We start from the raw sequence: 19,774 nt of genomic DNA, 5'->3' as shown, positions 1-19,774 counted from the left end.
GCCCGCCGGCACTTTCCGGGACCGGGCAGTACTCAGCGCAGCGACTCGGCGATCGCCCGGGCGGCTTCTCGGGCCGGCCGGCCGACGCCGATGAGAGTGGCGGAGGCGGGGCCGGTCCAGTCGCCGTAGCCGAGCAGGTGGAGGCGGGGCTCGCCGATCGCCCGGGTGCCGGCCGTGGGGATGTGACGGCCAGGGCCGCGCAGGCCGAGTGGGGCGAGGTGGGAGAGGGCCGGGCGGAAGCCGGTGCACCAGATGATCGCGTCGGCCCCGGTGGCCGTGCCGTCGGCCCACTCCACCCCGGTCCGAGTGAGGCGGGTGAACATCGGCTGGGCCTTGAGCAGGCCGGCATCGCGGGCTTCGCGTACGGGCGGGACGGCGACGATGTCGCCGCGGGAGGCGACGCCGCCGGTGTCGGTGCGGCCTTCGTCGAGGGCTCGGCGGCGGGCGGTTGCGTGGTCGAAGAGGGCGCGGCCGTCGATGTCGTCGGCGAGGTAGCGCGGCTCGCGCAGGGTGACCCAGGTCAGGTCGGTGTCGTACGCGAGGTCGGCGGCGATCTGCGCGCCGGAGTTGCCCCCGCCGACCACGATCACCCTCCCCCGAGGGCTTCGCCCTGGGGGGACCCCCGGTCCGGCGAAGTCGCGCGGGCCGGCGTACTCGACCGTGTGGAGCTGGGTTCCCTGGAAGGCCGTACGCCCGGGGACGGCGGGGACGAAGGGGCGTGACCAGGTGCCGGTGGCGCTGATGGCCGCCCGTCCCCGCCACGTACCGGAGTCGGTCTCGACCCGCAGGAGTGCGCCGTCGCGGTGCACGCCGGCCACGCGGACGGGGCGGTGGACGGGAAGCTCGTACCGCTGCTCGTAGTCGGTGAGGTAGTCGACGACGTGGGCCGCATCCGGGTACGTCTCGCCCGGCTGCGGCGGCATCAGCCGACCCGGGAGTGATGAGAACGCAGCCGGGGAGAACAGGTGGAGCGAGTCCCAGGTGTGCTGCCAGGCCCCGCCGGGGCTCGGCTGGGCGTCGAGGATGACGAAGTCCAGACCGAGGCGGCGCAGGTGGTAGCCGGCGGCGAGCCCGGCCTGGCCGCCGCCGATCACCACGACGTCCACGGCCTGGGTCACTCGGCGTCCGTCTTCCCGCGCATGAAGATGACCGCGACCAGCGCCAGGCCGACAGCCGCTCCGATGATCTGCGTGCCGATGAATGCGGGCACGGAGGCGGGGGCGATGCCCGCGAAGGTGTCGGTGAAGGCGCGGCCGATCGTCACCGCCGGGTTCGCGAAGGACGTGGACGAGGTGAACCAGTAGGCGGCGCCGATGTACGAGGCGACCGCGACGGGCGCGAAGCGGAGCCGGTCGGTGCGGGCCAGGCCGAAGATCAGCAGGATCAGGCCGGCGGTCGCCACGACCTCGCCGAGCAGGAGGTTCCCTGCCGAGCGGTCGTGCGTGGACCACTTCACCAGCGGCTCGCCGAACATCGCGTCCGCCAGGATCGCGCCGAGGATCCCGCCGACGATCTGGGACGGGACGTAGACGGCGAGTTCGCGGCCCGTCACACCCGCGCCGCCGCGGCGGGCGGTCCACCACTCGGCGAGGCTGACGGCCGGGTTGAAGTGGGCGCCGGAGACCGGGCCGAGGAGGGCGATGAGCACGCCGAGGCCGAAGACCGTGGCGGTGGAGTTGGCGAGCAGCTGCAGTGCCACGTCGTCGGTGAGGTCCGTGGCCTGGATGCCGGACCCGACGACGATCGCCACCAGGGCGGCGGTGCCGACCAGCTCGGCGGCCGCGCGGGCGGCGAGCGGGGTACGGGGCGGGGTGGCGCCGGGTGCGGGCCGCGGCGACGGGGCGATGGCTACGACGTCGCTCGCAGCGGGCTCGGTGGCGGTCACGGGCAGGTACTCCTCGGCAGGTGAGGCGAGAGGCTACGGGCAGGCTCTCTTGGCGTCGGCGTTGGCGCGGGCGGCTGCGGCCAGGTCGGCGAACTGACCGGCCAGGGCCTCGATGACGTCCGGCTTGAGCCGGTAGTAGGTGAACCTGCCGCACGGCTCCGTCTCGACGACCCCGGCCTCGCGCAGCACTCTCAGGTGGTTGGAGAGGTTGGTCTGCTTGGCACCGGTCTCCTCCACGAGGTGGGTGGTGCACAGCGTCTCGCGGGCGAGCAGGCTCACGATCTGGAGGCGCAGGGGGTCACCCAGCACCCGAATCAGATCAGTATCGACTGACGTCATCATGGGCTGATACTGTCACATCACCCGGAGCTGATACCAGTCTGGGCTGACCTCTTTGGACCCAGGGGGTTCTCGCCATGACCGCGTCCTCGCACCCGTCCAGGCCGCCGACATCGTGATCACGATGGGCTGCGGCGACGCCTGCCCCGTCTTCCCCGGCCACCGCTACCTGGACTGGCCGGTCCCCGACCCCGACGGCCCCGATCGCCGTCGTGCGTGAGATCCGCGACGCCCTCGACGCCCGGATCACCGCCCTGCTGGACACCCTTCCGTCCCGCTCCTGAACCGTTCCGTCCCCCGCACCGTCCCTGCCCCCAAGGAAGAACCGATGACCGCTCCGCTCGCCTCCGTGCTCTTCGTCTGCGTCCACAACGCCGGCCGCTCCCAGATGGCCGCCGGGTTCCTGCGCCACCTGGCCGGCGACCGCGTCGAGGTCCGCTCCGCGGGCTCTCTCCCGGGCGACCGGATCAACCCCTCCGCCGTGGCCGCCATGGCCGAGCTGGGCATCGACATCTCCGAGCAGAAGCCCAAGGTCCTCACCACCGAGGCCGCCCAGGCGTCGGACTACATCATCACCATGGGCTGCGGCGACGCCTGCCCGTACTTCCCCGGCAAGACCTACCTCGACTGGCAGCTGGAAGACCCCGCGGGCCAGGGCGTCGAGGCCGTCCGCCCCATCCGCGACGAGATCAAGACCCTCATCGAGGGCCTGATCGCCGACATCGACGCCAAGAAGGCGTGACCGGCGTGAGCGACATCGACCGGACCGACGGCATACGCGACGTCGTCATCATCGGCTCCGGCCCCGCCGGATACACCGCCGCCCTCTACACCGCCCGCGCCCAGCTCAAGCCCCTGCTCTTCGGCAGCTCGATCTTCGTCGGCGGCTCGCTCACCACGACCACCGAGGTCGAGAACTTCCCCGGATTCCCCACCGGCGTCGACGGCCCCGACCTCATGGACAACATGCGGGCCCAGGCCGAACGTTTCGGCGCCGAGATGATCGACGACGATATCGTCGAAGTCGACCTCACCGGCGACATCAAGCTCCTCACCGACTCCGCCGGCACCGTCCACCGCGCGAAGACGGTGGTCATCGCCACCGGCTCCGGCTACCGCAAGCTCGGCCTCCCGAACGAGGACGAGCTCTCCGGCCGCGGCGTCTCCTGGTGCGCGACCTGCGACGGCTTCTTCTTCCGCGACCGCGACATCGTCGTGGTCGGCGGCGGCGACACCGCCATGGAGGAGGCCACCTTCCTCACCCGCTTCGCCCGCTCGGTCACCGTCGTCCACCGCCGCTCCACCCTGCGCGCCTCCAAGGCCATGCAGAACCGCGCGTTCGCCGACGACAAGATCTCCTTCGCCTTCGACAGCGAGATCGCGGAGATCAAGTCCGAGAACGGCATGCTCGCCGGCGTCGTCCTGCGCGACACCTTCACCGGCAAGACCCGCGACCTCGACGCCACGGGCCTGTTCATCGCCATCGGCCACGACCCGCGCACCGAGCTCTTCACCGGCCAGGTCGACCTCGACGACGAGGGTTACATCACGGTGGAGTCCCCCTCCACCCGCACGAACCTCCCCGGCGTCTTCGCCGCCGGCGACGTCGTCGACCACACCTACCGCCAGGCCATCACCGCCGCCGGTTCCGGCTGTCAGTCCGCGCTCGACGCCGAGCGCTACCTCGCCGCCCTCTCCGACAAGACCCCGGCCGCGGTCACAGCCTGACCGACGGCGCCCCTGCGCCCGGGAGGGCGCGGGACCCGGTCTGTCGAGCGTCGTCGCCGTCGCCCGGGCCCACAGGGCCAAGGCGACGGCGACGGCCGGCACGGAGGGCGGCGGACTGATCGTGCGGGTGGTGTTCTAGGACGCCGTACGACGGACGCGCAGTCGGCTGCGCAGCCGCGCGAGCTGTTCGCCGTCCTCGGCCATGACCCCTTCGAAGTACACCCAGTCCGTCGCTCCCGGGTCGGAGACGTGCAGCAGGTTCTCCAGGGCGTCGTAGTGCGTCGTCGGGTAGCGGACGACGCGACGTACCACCTCCTTGAGGATGTGAAGACTGCTCAGGCTCTGGTCGCCTTCGAGGAGGAGGATCTCGCCCTCCTTGCCGGACAGGTACGCGGTCAGGTCGCCGGCGAGTCTCGTGTAGTGGGTGTTGTGCGCGTAGAGGCCGAGGACGTCCCGGTGGGTGAAGCGGCGGCGGCGGCGTTCGCCGACCTGGAAGCCGAGAGCGTCCGTCATACCGAGTACCAGGTCAGCCGTCGGCACACCGGACTCGCCCGCCAGGGACGGCGAACCGAGGAAGTCGCCCAGGCGATCCAGGTGTTCGCGCGGGTCGTTCAGCTCCTTGTCGTACCAACTGCGCGCCGCGGTCTTCCGGTCCACGTTCCGCCGGGCCCAGCGGACCGCTGCGCCGGACGTCTCCACCTCGTACGGTCCCGGCGGCCGTCCGGTGTAGATGTCGACGAGCCCCCGCACGGCGTCCCTGGCAACCGGTCGGGGGCACTCGGCGTGCGGGCCGACGAGAACATCGGGCTTGAGGATGACGACAGCGTCGGAACGGGGGGTCATCACCCCTCCTCCCCATGGTCCGTGGTCTGCGCGAGGCGCTCGACGACGAAGTCGAGCAGGCCGAGCAGGCGCTCGAGGTCGGTCGTGTGCAGCGCGTCGTACAGGCCGATGCCGAACGCCCGCGGATCGGCGGGATCGGTGAGCCCGTAGGCGAGATGGTTCGTCTCGAGGAACCGGCCCGTCGCGGCAACCACGCGGGGCGCCAGGGAGGTGGCCAGCCGGATCGTCAGCTCACCGCCGCCTCCGGGCACGGGAGGAACGATCCAGTCACGGGTGGCCGCCCAGTCGACGACCAGGGCGCGGCGGGCCGCACGCTCGGCAGCCGCCCGCGCGGTGTCACTCTCCGCCAGGGCGCGTACGGCGTGCGCGAACATGATCAGGTCGCCGGCACCGACCGCCCTCCCGGCCGAGTCGAGGACGCGGGTCAGTCCGGGTGAGACCGCCGAGGCCCGGGGTGACAGGACGGCCACGGTGAGGCCGACTCCCACCCCGAGCAGTCCGCTGGGGCAGAGGAACGCGACGTCGGCCCTGTCCGGCCCGGCCCCGGTGAGCACATCGGCCGTGCCGGACAGCTCCGCGGCGAGCCAGGTTCCCTCGGGGGCGGCGTCGAGCCGCTCCCGCCATCGCGGCTCCTCGCGGGCCACCACGGCGAGCGGCGGCGGCGCGTCGGCCCGCCGGGGGCCCGCGGCGGCGGTCCGCCAGGCCTCGGCGACCGGTCCGGAGCCGGCCACGTCGAGGCCGGCGGCCCACGGCTGGGCGGCGGTGGCCTGGCACAGCTCCGCCGGGGTCGCGGCCACGACGGCGAGCGCGTGGCCGTCCGGCACCTGGAGCAGCGACCGGGTCTCGGCGAGGACCGATGCGCGGAACTCGATGAGGTGACGGTCCTCCGGCCGACGGCCGAGCAGCACCGAACCGGTGCTGTGCAGGGCCGCGATCCGGGCCGGCGGCACGGGTACGGCCGCCGCGCCGAGCCGGGGCTCGCCCGGCACCAGATGGTCCGGTATCTCGTGCAGGGAGAGCATGGGGAGGCTGAGGAGAGTGCTCATGTCAGCCCAGTTTCCGGTCGACGACGCGCCGCAGGTACGGGCCGACTACGGCGCCGGGGGCGTGGTCGACCACGGTGCGCAACCGCTCCCTGATCTCGGCCAGTGCCGCGGGCAGGTCCTCCTCGTGCTCGGTGAGCAGTTGCGCGAGGCGGGACCTGAGCCGGGGTTCCGGACCGCCCCGCTCCAGCAGCCGGACGAGCCACTTGGGCGCCGGGTTGGTCTCCCCGTCGAGGGCGAGCACCAGGCGTGCGACGTGGGCGACGGCCTCCCGGAACATCCAGGACGCCGAGGCGTCGTTGCCCTCGGCCAGCTCGCCCTCGACATCGGTGAGCCGGTTGACGGCGGCGACGGCCTGGACGTTGACGTGGTACTCGGCCAGCCGGTCGGTGCCCGTCGACCGGCGCAGCTGCTCCAGCCGTTCGCCGCCGCGCAGCGGGACGCCGGTGCGCAGGCGGTGCAGCACCTTCAGATCGTTCTGGCTCTCCAGCTGGACGATTCCGCTGTCGGCCGAGAGCGCGGTCAGGCATTCCCGGAAGGAGCGTGCCAGTTCCTCGATCCCGGAGGGTTCCAGGACGGAGAGGCTGATCTCCCGACCGTCGAGCACGGCGACGGTGCCGCTCTTCTCGCCCTTGCGGACCGTGGTGTCGGATCCGACGACCGGGGCCGCGTCGCCGCCCAGGAAGTAGACGTCCAGGTCGGAGTTGCGGTTGGCCAGTCCGTCGACGACCGAGCCGGCGACGAACAGCACGCCGTCCTCGGGGTGTCCGACGGCCGCGAGTGCCGTCCGCGCCACGGTGTCGAGGAACGACGGAGAGAGGTTCGGTGTCTCACGGGAGAGGTTCAGCACGTCTTTCTCTTCTCTCTGCGCAGGCGGCAGCGCCGCCCGAATGATGCGAGGACGGCCCGGTTCAGCGCACTGTCCTCGGTGTGCTGCTCGAAGTGCCACTGGATGCCGAGGACGTACCGTTCGGGCCAGTCGAGGCTGACGGCCTCCGGCACCCCGTCGGGGGCCCGGGCCTCGATGCGTACGTGGGCCGGGAGGGCCGAAACGATCTGGGAGTGCTGCGAGTTGACGGGCGCGGTGGTCCCGGCGAGGGATCCGGGGATGCCGTCGAGCAGTCCGCCCGGGCGGATGTGCACAGGGTGGGCGTCCGCCCACCGGTCGCCGCCCGGCGCCCCGGGGGTGAAGCGGTGCACCGCCGCCTCGGGGCCCTCGGCGTCTCTCAGGTGCGCGCCGGCCGCGACGGCGATCTCCTGCATGCCCCGGCAGCTCCCGAGGACCGGCAGGTCCGGCAGCTCGCGGGCGCGGTGCAGCAGGGCCAGGGCGGCGGCGTCCCGGTCGGGGTCGTACTCCCGCCCCTCGACCTCCTCGTCGGGCTCGCCCCAGAAGCGGGGGTGCACGAACGACCCGCTGCCCGGCAGGACGAGCCCGTCGAGGTCGCCCAGGGTCCCGGCGGCGGCTTCGGCGGGTGGCACGATGAGCGGCAGAACGCGGGCGTATCGCAGCAGGCTGTCGGCCAGGACGTCGTTGACCCTGGAGTAACTGGTGCCGTTGGCACGCCGTTTGCGGCAGGCGAGCACGCCCACGACGGGCAGGTCGGCGTCCGGGCCGTCCGGTCGGGACGAGTCGTGACGGTGCGTCAGATGGGATGCCACGTGGTTCTACCGTCCGACCAGCCGGCCGAGTTCGTCGAGGATCGCGGGAATGGCGCGCGGGTCCGGCGCGGTCACGACGACCGCCACCTCGTTCTCCGGCGAGGGCCACTCGACGGCCATCCGTACGGCAGGGTGCTCTTCGAGGCGGGCAAGCAGCGCCGGGAGGTCGCTGTCGCCCGGCACGGGCAGGAGGCGCATGGCCGCGGTGGTCACGAAGGGGGCGGGCCGCGGCAGTGCGCCGTCCGCGAGTGTCTCGACGAGCGCGCGGTACGGCTGGGCCGCGCCGCCGGTGGCGAGGGGCACGAGATGGGAGTTGATCAGGTCGCCGCCGAGACGGGCCCCGACCTCGAGCACGACGGGGCCCGCCGTCGAGTACCGCAGGTCCACATGGAAGCCGCCGGTCTCCATGCCGACCGCCCGGATCGCCCGCTCGGTCGCCTCGTGCACCTTCGCGAGCCGCTCCGGGGAGAGCGCGGAGGGGACGACCGTCGTGGTGGTGCGCAGCTCCGCCTCCTCCAGGGTCTTGTCGGACACGGCGAGGATCACCACGTCGCCGTCGTGGACGAGGCCGGAGACCGAGTGCTCGCTGCCGTCGACGAACTCCTCGACGAGGAAGGCGTCGGAGTCCTCGTAGTTGAGGGACGTCAGCTTCATGAGGTCGTCGGGATCCGTGTCCGCCTCGATCACGGTGGAGCCGCGGCCGCCCGAGGAGTGGGCGAGCTTGAAGATCAAGGGGAGTCCGAGCTCCCCGATCGCCGCCTTCAGCTCCTCGGGCGTGCTCCCGCCGCGCCACCGGGGGTTGAGACCGTGCGGTTCGAGCGCCCGGCGCTGCGCGGTCTTGTCCAGGCAGACGGCGGCGGCCGTGTCGCCGGGCCCGCGCAGTCCGAGCCCCGCCGCCACCTTGGCGGCGATGTCCACGTACCTGTCACCCCAGCACAGGACCGCGGCGGGCGTGTGCCCGGCGTCCCGCGCCTGCTCCAGGGCCCGGGCCGCCACGGCCTCGGCCGGCTCGGAGCGGGAGAACGCGGCGATGCGGTCGTCGGGCAGCCCGGTGTGGCCGAGGCCGGTGTCCGAGTGGACGTAGACGGCGTGGCCCAGTTCGGCCGCGGCGTCGATCTCGGCCCGCCACTCGGGATCGGGCCGGCGCAGGCCGAGGTAGAGCACCGAACGGGAGACGGTCATGTGGGGTTCCTTAGGTGAGTCGGTCGGGACGGAGGGAGCGGGTGGCACAGGGCAGGGTTCACGCGGCGGGATTCACCGGGCGGGATTCACGGGCGAGCTTCACGAACGGGCCTCACAGCGCGGCCGCCGCCGGCGCGTACCGCTGCTGGTACCAGGTGTTGCCGAAGTCCGAGACGACGGGACCGGACCGGGCCCGCTCCGAGCGGCGCGCGTGCGCCTGGTACAGGCTCTGCAGGACCTGCCCGATGGCGATGGCGGCGCGCAGCTCCGGGATCCCGTACACCTCGCCGTCCGTGCGCATCAGCCGGAAGTCGTGCAGCCCGGGCCGATGGGCACCCGCCAGGGTCAGGCCGAGCGGGACGCGGATGGCGTGCCGTACCCCGTTCGCGACATGGCCCTGGTGGTGGTGGGACGTCCACTCCGTCATGTCGGGCATGGTCGGAGCGTAGAACCAGTCGCGGCCCTCGAAACTCGGGTCGTCGCTCACGCCGCTGGCGTGCGGCATGAAGTGCCATCCGTTCCAGCGCATCCGGGCGGCGATGGCCCTGATCACCTGCGGCAGTTCCTGCGGGGCCTGGTCGAAGCGGCGGGTGAAGTCCTGGCCGGGCACCACGCAGCAGTAGTAGTCGCTGGTCTTCCAGTGGCCGGGTTCGGTGCTGCGCAGCGCGACGAGCCGGGCCAGCGCGGTGATGTCGCGGGGGCCGCGGGACATCCCGACGTGGGACCCCGTCGCCTCCGTGCCGGCCTGCACGAGATCGTGGATCACTTCCTCGAGACCGGTGGTGAAGCCGCCCGAGGCGGGAGAGTGCAGCGCGGGCATCGACTCCGACCAGGCGTCGACGAGTCCGTCCGGTCGGGAGAGGTCCGCGAGCGGCAGGAGTTCCGCCACCCGCGCGGCGAAGGCGGCCGGCAGGTCGGCGGCGGTCACCGGGCGGTCGAGGAACCGCTCCTGCTTGTTGATCGTCATGGCCTGGACCGTGCGGTAGATCTGCGGGCCTCGCTCGAGCTTTCGGGGGCGCAGCTCCTTCGCCTGTGCCGCAAGGACGAAGAGGCGGTCCACCAGGGGCAGTTCCCCGACCGACGGGTCGACCTCGCCGTCGTACGAGGCGATCTTGGCGCGTATGAAGGTCTCCAGCCGCTCGGCCGTCAACTGGGTCCCGCTGAACTCCTCGGTTCTGGAGGGTGTTCCGGAGGCGATGAGGGCGGACATGCAGACGACGAAGGCGGCGTCGTGGGACGTCCAGTGCTCGACCGCCACTCCGCTGATGCCGTTGAGCCGGCACTTGTCGGAGTCGGCCGAGACCGACTTGCCGATCAGATTGCCGTGTTCCCGGCCCAGGTTGGTGTAGCAGTGGGGGCCGATGTAGACGCGCATGGGCCCCACGTGGTCGAGCGTGGTGCGCAGATCCCCGACCAGGGTGTCCGCCACGGTGCCCGGGCGGGCGCGCAGCCAGTCGTGCACCGTGGCCAACTCGGCCTCTTCCTCCCGGCGCAGGAGGTCCAGACGTCGGTCGAGGTCCGCGGGGCGGCGGCCGCCCCAGTCGATCCGGCCGATCTCCAGGGCGCCCACGGGTGCCGGCTCGCCGTCGGTGAGGATGCGCAGCCGTCCGGTGCCGGTCAGGGCCATGCGTTCGCCCACGGTGCCCGGCATCAGGGTGAGGTGGCGCCGGGCGCGGTGCTCCCGCGCTTCGGCGAGCACGAGGGACTCGGTCCGGCTCAGCGCGCCGAGGCCCACCTCTGTCTGGAGACGGCCGCCGAGCGTCGCCGTGTGCAGGGCTGCGGCGTACGCCGAGTCCAGCGTGTCGGCCTCCTCGGCGATGCGCTCGAGGAGTTTCGCAAACCCTTCTGTACGAAGGAGACCCAACGTAAGACACCTCGCTCTGGAACGGTGAAGAAAACAGTGGAAAGTGGGATGAATCGCTTGGACGCGGGCAGACGGGGGCCAGGACCGGTGCCTGCCTGGGGGTGAGTGACCCTCAGCGGCCCTGCAGGGCGTGGTCGACCAGTGGGGCGGGTTCGGTCACGCGCGGCCGGGCGACGAGGAGCGGCAGGGTCGCGCCGGTGCCGAAGAGGAGCAGGGCGAGACCTGCCCAGCCGAGCCGGCCGCCGTCCAGGCAGGCCACGACGAGGGCGTACGGGGCGATGATCTCGGCCACGCCCATGCCGAGCCCGAACACCCCCTGGTACTCGGTCATCCGGTCTTCCGGCGCCAGTCCGTAACTGAGCTCCGACGCCCCCGCCGCGTGGCACATCTCGCCGACGGTGTGCAGTCCGATGCCGGTCACCAGGAGCACGACCGCGGGCACGGCGGGCGCCGATCCGGCGAGCACCAGCAGGGTCAGGCTGATGAGGAAGATCCCGCCGGAGAGGCGGACCGAGCGGGCTGCCGAGAGCACCGTGCGGGCCCTTCGGCTGATCCTGATCTGGAAGACCGCCACCAGCAGCATGTTCAGCGCGAAGAGGGCGGGTACCACCGCCCGTGGCGCCGAGGTGTGCTCGACGACCCAGAGCGGCAGCACCAGGGTGATGACGAAGTACTCCAGGCACATCACGCCGTCGGCCAGCGTGACCGACAGATAGCGGCGGTCGCGCAGCGCGGAGCCGGAGGAGGAGGTGGACGAGGAGGTGGAGGAGGGGGTGGACGCGGGGCTGCGGGTACCCCGCCCGGCCGTGGCGAGCCGGCCCCCGGCGCGCACCGCGGGCACGAGCGCCGCAGCCAGCAGGAAGGTCACGGCATCGGCGTAGACGAGGAGTTCGTACGCCTGGTCGGTTCCGTTCACCACGGCTGTCGTGGACAGCAGCGCTCCGCCCGCGGTCCCCAGGTTGTTCACGGACCGTGAGGTGGCGCGCACTTCGGCACGTCGCTCCCCCGCCACCTGGCCGATGAGCGCGTTGTTCACCGCCCTCGCGCTCTTCTGGCCGACGGCCCCCAAAGCCAGGACGGCGACCAGGACGCCGAACGAACGGGACAGTGGCAGCAGCGCCATGGCCACGGCCTGGACCACGAGCAGCGTCATGTACGCGGCGCGCAGCGGACGGCCGTCGAGGGCGCGGGTCACCGGCACACTGGCGGCGAGCCCCAGGGCGGCGGCGAGAGTCAGGCCGAGCCCCATCCGGACCGGCGTCATGTCCAGGGCCTGGACGAAGAACAGCGTGCCGGCGACGGTGAACAGACCGTTGCCGACGGCGTTGACGAGGGTGACGGAGTGCAGGGCGAACTCGGAGCGGCGGGTGCTGGCCGTCACCTCGCCTCCACCCCCGCGGAGAACACGTCGAGCCGAACGGCCGTCGTGTTGCTGAAACCGGCCTTGAAGTGGCCGATCGCCCGGAACTTCTCCGGCAGGTCCGGATACATGCCGAGGTAGAGCTGCTCACCCAGCTCGAAACGGACACAGCCCAGCGCGCGAGCGTGCTCCATGGCCCGCCACAGCACCCGGTGGCTCAGCCCGCTGCCGTAGTCGGCGGTGTCGTTGACGCCCGAGGCGTACAGGCAGTAGCGCTCGGACACCGCGAAGTAGGCCATCGAGACGGTCCTGCCGTCCTGCCGTCCGACCACCATGAAACCCTCGTCGGCCCGGACCGAGGCCAGGATCGCGTCCCACGACGCCCGCGTCCGCAAGGTCTTGCCGTAGAAGTCGAGGTGCAGGCGGACGAACGTGTCCAGGTGGGCGGAGGTCACATCGCGTCCGGTCACCACGTCGAGGTCGAAGCCGTCGCGCGGTCTGCGCAGGATCTTGCGGAAGTTCTTCCGCAGTTCGGCGAAGCGCTCCTCGGCGGGCGGGCGCAGGTCGACGGTCTGGGTGAAGTGGTGGTGGCTGACTCCTCCGTGTCGCAGCATCACCTCGGTGAGCGGCGAGATCTCCCCGCCGACCAGGTAGTCCCTGGCGTGGTAGCGCTCGGCGCCGTGCCGCTCGGTGAGCTCCTGGAGCCGGGTGTGGATGGCGGCGGCGGCCTGTCGGCGCAGCCGGGCGGGTGCCGTGCGGTCCTCGACCAGCATCAGCGGCCGGCCGAAGGCGGACAGCCTGCGGCGTCCGGGGAGCACCTCGACGGTGAGCGCGAGTCCGGCCACCGGCCCCTCGGGGCCGGTCGCCAGCAGGTGGTGCGGGATGAACTCCTCGGCGCTCGGCCGGTACTGGCTCACGTCGTGTTCGTCGGGCAGGTAGTAGAGCCGGGTGTAGTGGGCGGCGCCGGCGGCGAGCGAGGTGACCGTGTAGTTGGCGTGCTGGTGGTCGTCCGCCTGCCACAGGCGCTGCCATTCCCTGTCGGCGTCGAGGTCCTCGATCTCGGTGAGTATCACCGGTCCTCCTCTCCCTGGATGTGCCCGAGGCAGGACATGACGTGGTCGAGTTCCGCCATGAGCGCCTCGGCGCGCTCCGGGGCGACGAGGCCGGGCAGGAAGGCGAGTTCGAGCGCGATGTGATCCCCGTTGTCGCCGGCCCTCAGGCCGAGCGCGAAGGACGGCGTGAGGGCGATGTCGACGCGTACCGGCCGCGAGGTGGTGCCGTCGAGCTCAAGGCGGTCGAGGCCCGACCGGTCCTGGCTGCGGACGTTCAGGAACGCGTAGCGCGCGCTGCCCGCGAGGTCCTCGTGCCCGGGCAGCATCGTGTCGAGCCAGAACGGGAACGGAACGGCTTCCCGTTGTGCCGCGCGGCCCACCTCGCGGGCGGCGCGGTCGATCACCGCGTGCAGCGAAGAACCGGCGGCGCGGCCGAGGAACACCGGGACGTTGTTGGCGAAGAAGCCCACGGAGCGGTCGGCGGAGGGAATGGTGCGGTTGGCGAAGGTCGAGACCAGGGCGATCTCGTCGCGTCCCGACCAGCGGGCGAACGCGGTCGCGTACAGCGCCGTGAGCACCGAGCCCATCGGGTGCCTGGTGGTACGGGCGAGTTCGTGCACGGCCGAGGTCCGCGCCGGGTCGAGCCGCCTGCGGATCAGCTGTTCCCGCGCGTAGTGCTCGGGCGGGCCGGGCTCGATCGCGGGGAAGAGCAGGGCGGCGGCCGGGTCCTCGGGCGCCCCGGGCCGCCGGCCGAAGTCCTCGCGGACGGTACGGGCGAGCTCCTCGCCCGTCCAGGCGTGCTCGGCCCTGGCCCAGTCCAGGAAGGTGAGGTCCGGTTCGGGCGCGGTGGGTGTCTCGCCCCGCAGTGCCGCGCGGTAGAAGGCCGACAGGTCCTCGTTCAGCACCCCGGCCGACCAGCCGTCGAACACGATGTGGTCGGCGCAGAGGAACAGGTAGTGCTCATGCTCCGCGACCTGGATCAGCGTCGCGCGCAGCAGTCCGTCGTACCCCGCGCCGTGCCGGACGAAGGGCTGCTCGGCGTCCTGCTGGACGAGGGCCAGCGCCCGCTCCCGGGCCGCGTCGCCCGACAGCTCCGGGTGGAGTGTCACCGTGCGCAGCGTGGGCGTCCAGTCGGTGAGGCGCTGCCGGTGTGCGCCCGGGGTGTCGTCGACCTCCAGTCCGAGCACCGGGTGGCGGGTGACGAACCGCCGCAGCGCCGATTCCAGGGCCGCGGTGTCCAGTGGCCCGTACAGGTGGTGGGCCATGGGTACGTTGCTGATGCTGGGCAGTCCGTGGCGGGAGCGCCATGCCTCCCGGTTCATGCGATGCGCCTGGGTGAGGGCGACCGGCAGCCAGTCCCCGCGCGGCGTGTCGCCCGTGGGCGCGGCGGGCCGGAACGCGTCGTTCGTCGTCGCCGACTCGAAGAAGGCCACGCACTCCTCGAAGTCGGGCGAGAGCAGCAGATCGCCGACGGAGATCCTGCGGTCGAAGCACTTGTTGAGCTCGACGACGAGGCGTACGGCCGTGAGCGAGTCCCCGCCGACACCGAAGAACTGGGCGCCGTCCGGCACGGCCGTGCCCAGGACCCGCTGCCACACCGCGCGTACCGTCTCCCTGGTGCCCTGGGGGGTGTCGGCCGTGTCCGTGTCCGGCGAGGCCGGGGCGGCGGTCGCGGCGAGGGCCCGCCGGTCCACCTTGTTGGTGGCGGTCCGGGGCAGGACGTCGGTCAGCAGGAAGCGCCGTGGCACGGCGTGGGCGGGCAGCAGCCGGGCCGTGAAGGCCCGCAGACCGTCCTCGTCGGGTGTCGCCCGGGGGCGTGGGACGACGAAGGCCGCCAGGTGCCGGGTGGTGGGTCCGTCACCGACGGGGACCACCGCGACCTGTCCGACGCCGGGGTGGGCCGAGACGGCGGCCTCGACCTCGCCCATCTCGATCCGGTGTCCGCTGATCTTCACCTGGTCGTCGCGGCGGCCGCGATAGAGCAGGACACCGTTCTCGACGATCCCGAAGTCGCCCGTCCGGTAGAGCCGTTGGGCGCCGTCGTGGTGGGGTGACCGGACGAACCGGCCCCGGGTACGGTCGTCGTCGACGGTGTAGCCGTCGGCGAGGGAGATCCCCGAGATGCAGATCTCGCCCTCCGTGCCCTCGGGCACGGGGGCCAGCGCGTCGTCGAGGAGACGGATCTCGCAGTTGTCCAGCACCTCCCCGAGCGGGGGAACCCGCGGCCAGTCCCCCGGCGCGCCGCGCAGCACGCTCTGCGTCGCCGCGTGGGTCTCGGTCGGCCCGTACTGGTTGGCCAGAGTGGGGCGTCCGGTGAGTTCGACGAAGCGCTCCAGGGCGGGGGTGACGATCGGCTGCTCGCCGGCGGTGATGATCTCCGTCAGGCGGGGCAGTGCCTGACCGCCGTCGAACGCCCAGTCGGCCATGGACTGGAGGACGGCGAACGGCACGAAGATCCGCTGCACTCCGTGGTGGTGGGCGAGTTCGAGCACCCGGGCCGGGTCGCGGCGGTCCCGTTCCCCGATGAGCACCAGTTCCCCGCCGCTGCACCAGGTGGAGAAGATCTCCTGGAAGGAGACGTCGAAGCCGATCGGCGCGAACTGCAGGGTGCGGGTCCCGACCCCCGCGGTCGAGGAGTCCCGCTGCCATTCGATCAGGTTGACCAGCGGGCGGTGGGGCATGACGACACCCTTGGGCCGGCCGGTGGAGCCCGAGGTGAACAGCACGTACGCCTCGGCGTGCGCGCTCGGCCGGACGTCACCGGACCGCACAGCGCGCCGGACGGGACGGCCGGCGGCTTCCGGCGCCGCGGTCGACTTCGGCGCCGCGGACGCCTCGGGTGCCGCGACCACGGCACCCGACGGCCGGGGCCCGGTGTACGCGTCGTCGCTCACCATCAGCTTCAGACCGGCGTCCTCGATCATGCCGCGCAGCCGTTCCTCGGGCAGCGAGGGGTCCAGCGGCACGTAACAGCCGCCCGCCATGAGGATCGCCAGGACGGACACCATCTGCGGAATGCCGCGCCGGGTGGCGAGCCCCACCCGCAGACCGGCGGCCACCCCGTGGTCGTGGACCAGATCCGCAGCCATCTCGGCGGCCAGGTCGTGAAGTTGACCGTACGTCAGCGTGTGGTCGCCGTGCCGTACGGCCACGGCCCCGGGGTGTCGCCCGGCCTGCCGCACCACCAGTTCCACGACCGTGTCCGCCGTGAGCCGCCGGGGCGCCCCCGTGCGCACGGATGCTGTCGCCGTCATCGCATGCCTCCCCTTCAGGACCGGCCGGAACCGGCCAGTACCGCCTTCATCACCGAGCCGTCCGCGACGGCCGCCAAAGCCTTCTCGTGGTCCGCCAGCGGGTACGCCGTCACGAGGTCCGCCAGCTCGAACCGGCGCGCCAGGGCGGGCAGCAGCCGTACGTACTCCACGAGATGGGCCCCGGTGAACGCCCAGGAACCGACGACGTCGAGCTGCCGGTACACGATCTGATGCGGATTGATCGAGGTGTCGCCGCTGTCGGTGTACTGACCGACGACCAGATAGGAGCCACCCCGCCGGGCGAGTCCGAGCCCCTGCCCGATGGCCGCCGGCACGCCGGTGCACTCGACGACGAGGTCCGCGCCCGCACCTCCCGTGAGCCATACGACCTCCGCCAGCGCGGCGTCGGTGTCCGCGGCCTCGACCAGGTTGACGTGGTGGTCGCCGATGCCCGCCCGCGCGGCGAGTTCGAGTCGCTGCGCGGGGCCCCCGACGAGGATGACCTGGGCGGCCCCGGCGAGCTGCGCGAGGGCGGCCGCGGCAAGGCCTACGGGGCCGGACCCCTGCACCACGACGGTCTCGCCGACCCGTACCGGCCTGCGCTCGAAGTAGGCGTGGACCATGGTCGGCCCCGCGCAGGCCAGGGCCATCGCGGCCCGCGGATCGACGCCCTCGGGGACCTTCACCACGGTGGTGCCGGGATGCAGCACGATGTGGTCGGCCCAGGAGCCGGCGAGCGGATGCGCGCCGGTGGCGGGCCGGTTCACTCCGTACGTACGACGCTGCTCGCACAGCGTCGGCTCGCGATGCAGCCGGCACGGCGAGCAGGTCCCGCAGGCGATCGAGGACGCCCACATCACCTCGTCGCCCGGCGCGAGGACAGCACCGGACGCGTCGCGGTGCGTGCCGGGGGCGAGGCTGTGCACCGTGCCCAGACCTTCGTGGCCGAGGACCAGCGGCACCGGCACCGGCAGGTGCCCCTGCCGCAGGTGCAGGTCGGTGCCGCAGACGCCGCCGTACCCGCCGGTGACGACCATGCCGCCCTCCGGAGGGCCGGGAAGCTCGAACTCCCGTAGGGCGAGCGGGCCGCCGAAGGACTCGAGCACCACCGCGCGGCTGCGCTCCTGCCCGCTCACACCGCCTCCCCGGCCGTCGCGAGCACCGGCGTCCCGTCGAGGACCTGCAGGGGTGTGGTGTCACGGCAGACGACGTAGTCCGGCCTGGGCTCGCCCAGGGGCCGCGGCTCGTTGGTCACGTCGTTGTACGTGAGGATCAGGAGGCGACGGTCGTAGGGCGACATGTTGGGCGCGGAGCCGTGGACGATCTCAGGGTCGAAGAAGACCACCGAGCCGGCCTTGCCCTTGGGGCTGGTCATGCCGTGCTGTGCCGCGAGCGACACCATGTCGGAGGGCCTCAGTGCGATGTCGTCGGGGTCCAGGTGCTGTTCGGACCGGGCGGTGTCGTGGCGACGGGCGCTGCTCACCAGACCGTCCCGGTGCGAGCCGGGTACGAAGATGACGGGTCCGTTGAACTCCGTGACGTCGTCGAGGAACACCCCCACGTTCACGAGCCGCGGAGCCCGCAGGTTGTCGGCGACGCGCCACGCGGCGAAGTCCTGGTGCCAGGCCCAGCCACCGCCACCCATCGCGGGCTTCGCGTTGATCTTGAACTGGTATACGTAGACCTCCGCGTCGAGCAGTTGGCGTACCGGCCCCAGGACCCGGGGGTGTCGCACCAGGGCCGCGAACTCCGACTGCCGCTGGTGCGAGGCGTACACCGCCCGGACGGCCCGGCCGTCCTCCTCGACGATGCGGTGTTCCCCCGGGATCTCTCCGTCCCGGCGGAAGGCGTCGCACAGGGCTTCCACCTCGTCCGGGGCGAACAGCGAATCCAGTACAAGAAAGCCCTGTTCCCGGTACGTCCCGACCTGCTCTTCACTGAGAAGCATTTCTCTCCCGCTCACGTTCGGTTCCTGATCTCCGCGTTCACGTTCCGCGGGCGTCACGGGGTGGGCGCGGGCCACGAGGTGTCGAGCAGAACGACCGCAGGCTCGGCAGCCCGCACCTCGCCCTGGGAGGAGGGCCCGGAAATCACCAGGGCGGCTCCGGAGAGAACGGCGAACGTCAGCCCGAGGGCGGCTCTCCTCGTCACATTCCGCATCTTCTTCTTGCGCTGATCCACGACTGCGCCCCTTTTTCCGTCGAACATGTCTCCAGCGGTGAAAACACTGGCCGACCGCCGGTCCGGGGTCCAGATGTTCGCACTGACCTCGTAAGGCCATGGCCGCAGGCGGTCAGGCCGGCCGGATCGCCGGGAAACACGAAGAACACCCCGACGGCCACACGGCCGTCGGGGTGTTCTCGAAAGGGAAAAGGAGCGGTGCGCTAGCCGCGGTGGGCGGTGTCGAGCCAGCCGCGGGCCATGGCCTCCACGCCGGCCTGGAACCGGCTGTCGCAGTCGAGGCGTCGCATCAGGTCGGCGATCAGTCTGCGCAGGGTCCGCGGCGATACACCCAGGTCCCGGGCGATTGCTTCGTCCTTGAGCCCCTTCGCCATGAGCCGCAGGAGCGCCAGCTCCCGTCCGGACGGTCGCTCCGGGTCGCCGTCCGTGTCCTCCGGTTCGCTCTCCCTCTCCAGGGTGCCCTCCATCGCCGCGGCGAGCGGGACGGCTTCATGCACCCAGAGGTGGTCGAAGAATCCGACCAGGATTTCAAGAACGGCACCGTATTCCAGGCGCACGGCGGTTCTTTCCTGCTCCATGGAAGCCGTGGAAACCAACGCCACGCGCCGGTCGGTGATGACGAGCCGGATCGGCAGGACCGGCGCGATGCGAACGGTCGCCCCGATGCCCTCAAGGTCCCGGAGATGCCCCGGACCGAATGTGGTGCGCAGCATCGCCGACAGATGCAAGGAGCGCATGGCGATGCCCCGCTCCAGCAATTTCCTGTTTCGAATGCGGCCTTCCGCGAGCCGTTCCGGAGAAATGGGTACTCCGGGATGCATTCCGATCACTTCGCTGCGGGCAAGACCCACGGCCTCTTCGAGGGCGCGGGATATCTCTTCTCCACCGCTGAGAACGGTCGCATGTGCCCAGTTCAGATCTCCCGTACGCGCCGCCGACAGCTGTTCGGCTATCGCCTGGAACAGGACTCGCGTCTGCTGGACTTCACTGGAGTAGCGGTCGAGGGATCGCTTCTGGGATTCCAGCAGATCCACGAGGGCCGTTTCGGGCGAGGTGGTCACGCTCCCCGGGAGTGGCACCCCTGGCACGACGGCCGACCGAAGGCCCGCGTCCCGACGTGACTCGGCATGGCCACGCTGGTACATTTCCGCCCTTCGCCGAGTTACCCGGCTCACGACGTCAGTGGCGTGATGCCCTCCTGGCCTGGATCTACTGCCACGTCACCCGGCCCCGCATGACTATAAGTTGATCATTCTGTGTCCTCAAGTGGTCGTCTTGCCATACGAGATCACGCGCTCGGCACCCCGACGTCGTCCCGCTGTGCGCGGTTCATCACGAATCGGCCGAGGCCTCCCCCAAGGAGTGACCGACTGCTTAGCATGTG

Annotated in this window: 18 protein-coding genes; 2 read left to right on the top strand and 16 right to left on the bottom strand. The window is 71.8% G+C overall.

Annotation, left to right across the window (positions count from 1 at the left end; genetic code table 11):
• Positions 1 to 32: 32 nt before the first annotated feature.
• Genes ABZO31_RS26685 through ABZO31_RS26675 form a run of 3 tightly spaced genes read right to left on the bottom strand, consistent with a single transcriptional unit; the run spans position 33 to position 2,227 of the window.
• Positions 33 to 1,118: an ArsO family NAD(P)H-dependent flavin-containing monooxygenase gene (locus tag ABZO31_RS26685; protein WP_406863833.1), complete on the bottom strand. Its 1,086-nt coding sequence runs from the start codon at positions 1,116 to 1,118 to the stop codon at positions 33 to 35.
• Positions 1,115 to 1,885 carry an aquaporin gene (locus tag ABZO31_RS26680; RefSeq protein WP_406863832.1) on the bottom strand — a complete coding sequence of 257 codons (771 nt, stop codon included), beginning with the start codon at positions 1,883 to 1,885 and terminating at the stop codon, positions 1,115 to 1,117. Before ABZO31_RS26680 ends, ABZO31_RS26685 begins: the two co-directional genes overlap by 4 nt.
• A gap of 33 nt (positions 1,886 to 1,918) precedes the next feature.
• A complete protein-coding gene (locus ABZO31_RS26675; protein WP_406863831.1) occupies positions 1,919 to 2,227 on the bottom strand; it encodes an ArsR/SmtB family transcription factor in 309 nt (102 codons plus the stop codon).
• A 325-nt stretch (positions 2,228 to 2,552) separates the two neighbouring features.
• Between ABZO31_RS26675 and ABZO31_RS26670 the strand changes: the two genes are divergently transcribed.
• Both ABZO31_RS26670 and trxB read left to right on the top strand, forming a co-directional pair.
• Entirely contained in the window at positions 2,553 to 2,966 is a 414-nt protein-coding gene (locus ABZO31_RS26670; RefSeq protein WP_406863830.1) for an arsenate reductase ArsC, read from the top strand.
• Positions 2,967 to 2,980: 14 nt separating this feature from the next.
• A complete protein-coding gene (gene trxB / locus ABZO31_RS26665; protein ID WP_406865477.1) occupies positions 2,981 to 3,952 on the top strand; it encodes a thioredoxin-disulfide reductase in 972 nt (323 codons plus the stop codon).
• Between the two features lie 135 nt (positions 3,953 to 4,087).
• On the opposite strand, the gene ABZO31_RS26660 is transcribed toward trxB, so the two are convergent.
• The 13 genes from ABZO31_RS26660 to ABZO31_RS26600 form a co-directional block, all read right to left on the bottom strand.
• Positions 4,088 to 4,795, bottom strand: a complete 708-nt coding sequence (locus ABZO31_RS26660) for a hypothetical protein (protein WP_406863829.1) — start codon at positions 4,793 to 4,795, stop codon at positions 4,088 to 4,090.
• Positions 4,795 to 5,841, bottom strand: a complete 1,047-nt coding sequence (locus ABZO31_RS26655) for a hypothetical protein (RefSeq protein WP_406863828.1) — start codon at positions 5,839 to 5,841, stop codon at positions 4,795 to 4,797. The genes ABZO31_RS26660 and ABZO31_RS26655 overlap by 1 nt, the downstream gene beginning before the upstream one ends.
• Before the next feature lies 1 nt (position 5,842).
• On the bottom strand, positions 5,843 to 6,688 hold the full coding sequence (locus tag ABZO31_RS26650; protein WP_406863827.1) for a hypothetical protein: 846 nt from the start codon (positions 6,686 to 6,688) through the stop codon (positions 5,843 to 5,845).
• Positions 6,682 to 7,497 (bottom strand): gamma-glutamyl-gamma-aminobutyrate hydrolase family protein, encoded by an 816-nt coding sequence (locus tag ABZO31_RS26645; protein WP_406863826.1) that lies wholly within the window; start codon positions 7,495 to 7,497, stop codon positions 6,682 to 6,684. Before ABZO31_RS26645 ends, ABZO31_RS26650 begins: the two co-directional genes overlap by 7 nt.
• A 6-nt stretch (positions 7,498 to 7,503) precedes the next feature.
• A complete protein-coding gene (locus ABZO31_RS26640) occupies positions 7,504 to 8,679 on the bottom strand; it encodes an ATP-grasp domain-containing protein (RefSeq protein ID WP_406863825.1) in 1,176 nt (391 codons plus the stop codon).
• Positions 8,680 to 8,791: 112 nt separating this feature from the next.
• On the bottom strand, positions 8,792 to 10,543 hold the full coding sequence (locus ABZO31_RS26635; RefSeq protein ID WP_406863824.1) for a hypothetical protein: 1,752 nt from the start codon (positions 10,541 to 10,543) through the stop codon (positions 8,792 to 8,794).
• 112 nt (positions 10,544 to 10,655) lie between these two features.
• A complete protein-coding gene (locus ABZO31_RS26630) occupies positions 10,656 to 11,924 on the bottom strand; it encodes an MFS transporter (RefSeq protein ID WP_406863823.1) in 1,269 nt (422 codons plus the stop codon).
• On the bottom strand, positions 11,921 to 12,976 hold the full coding sequence (locus tag ABZO31_RS26625; protein ID WP_406863822.1) for a GNAT family N-acetyltransferase: 1,056 nt from the start codon (positions 12,974 to 12,976) through the stop codon (positions 11,921 to 11,923). Before ABZO31_RS26625 ends, ABZO31_RS26630 begins: the two co-directional genes overlap by 4 nt.
• The gene (locus ABZO31_RS26620) at positions 12,973 to 16,209 is read right to left on the bottom strand and encodes an amino acid adenylation domain-containing protein (RefSeq protein ID WP_406863821.1); all 3,237 of its coding nucleotides are present in this window, start codon (positions 16,207 to 16,209) and stop codon (positions 12,973 to 12,975) included. Before ABZO31_RS26620 ends, ABZO31_RS26625 begins: the two co-directional genes overlap by 4 nt.
• 14 nt (positions 16,210 to 16,223) lie before the next feature.
• Positions 16,224 to 17,345: a zinc-binding dehydrogenase gene (locus ABZO31_RS26615; protein WP_406863820.1), complete on the bottom strand. Its 1,122-nt coding sequence runs from the start codon at positions 17,343 to 17,345 to the stop codon at positions 16,224 to 16,226.
• Positions 17,342 to 18,157 carry a phytanoyl-CoA dioxygenase family protein gene (locus tag ABZO31_RS26610; RefSeq protein ID WP_406863819.1) on the bottom strand — a complete coding sequence of 272 codons (816 nt, stop codon included), beginning with the start codon at positions 18,155 to 18,157 and terminating at the stop codon, positions 17,342 to 17,344. Before ABZO31_RS26610 ends, ABZO31_RS26615 begins: the two co-directional genes overlap by 4 nt.
• Positions 18,158 to 18,210: 53 nt before the next feature.
• Entirely contained in the window at positions 18,211 to 18,390 is a 180-nt protein-coding gene (locus tag ABZO31_RS26605; RefSeq protein ID WP_406863818.1) for a hypothetical protein, read from the bottom strand.
• A 203-nt stretch (positions 18,391 to 18,593) separates the two neighbouring features.
• On the bottom strand, positions 18,594 to 19,451 hold the full coding sequence (locus ABZO31_RS26600) for a helix-turn-helix transcriptional regulator (protein WP_406863817.1): 858 nt from the start codon (positions 19,449 to 19,451) through the stop codon (positions 18,594 to 18,596).
• Positions 19,452 to 19,774 lie beyond the last annotated feature (323 nt).

It is taken from the genome of Streptomyces solicamelliae (assembly GCF_045348655.1).
In the GTDB taxonomy this organism is placed as follows: Bacteria; Actinomycetota; Actinomycetes; order Streptomycetales; family Streptomycetaceae; genus Streptomyces; species Streptomyces solicamelliae.
Note: the sequence above shows the minus strand (reverse complement) of the source record. Positions and strands in the feature narration are given on the sequence as shown.

What these genes read in the sequence shown, in the direction of transcription:
- ABZO31_RS26675 (WP_406863831.1), bottom strand. Translation starts at nt 2,227, where the DNA reads ATGATGACGTCAGTCGATACTGATCTGATTCGGGTGCTGGGTGACCCC.
- ABZO31_RS26670 (WP_406863830.1), top strand. Translation starts at nt 2,553, where the DNA reads ATGACCGCTCCGCTCGCCTCCGTGCTCTTCGTCTGCGTCCACAACGCC.
- ABZO31_RS26660 (WP_406863829.1), bottom strand. Translation starts at nt 4,795, where the DNA reads ATGACCCCCCGTTCCGACGCTGTCGTCATCCTCAAGCCCGATGTTCTC.
- ABZO31_RS26655 (WP_406863828.1), bottom strand. Translation starts at nt 5,841, where the DNA reads ATGAGCACTCTCCTCAGCCTCCCCATGCTCTCCCTGCACGAGATACCG.
- ABZO31_RS26640 (WP_406863825.1), bottom strand. Translation starts at nt 8,679, where the DNA reads ATGACCGTCTCCCGTTCGGTGCTCTACCTCGGCCTGCGCCGGCCCGAT.
- ABZO31_RS26620 (WP_406863821.1), bottom strand. Translation starts at nt 16,209, where the DNA reads ATGACGGCGACAGCATCCGTGCGCACGGGGGCGCCCCGGCGGCTCACG.
- ABZO31_RS26610 (WP_406863819.1), bottom strand. Translation starts at nt 18,157, where the DNA reads ATGCTTCTCAGTGAAGAGCAGGTCGGGACGTACCGGGAACAGGGCTTT.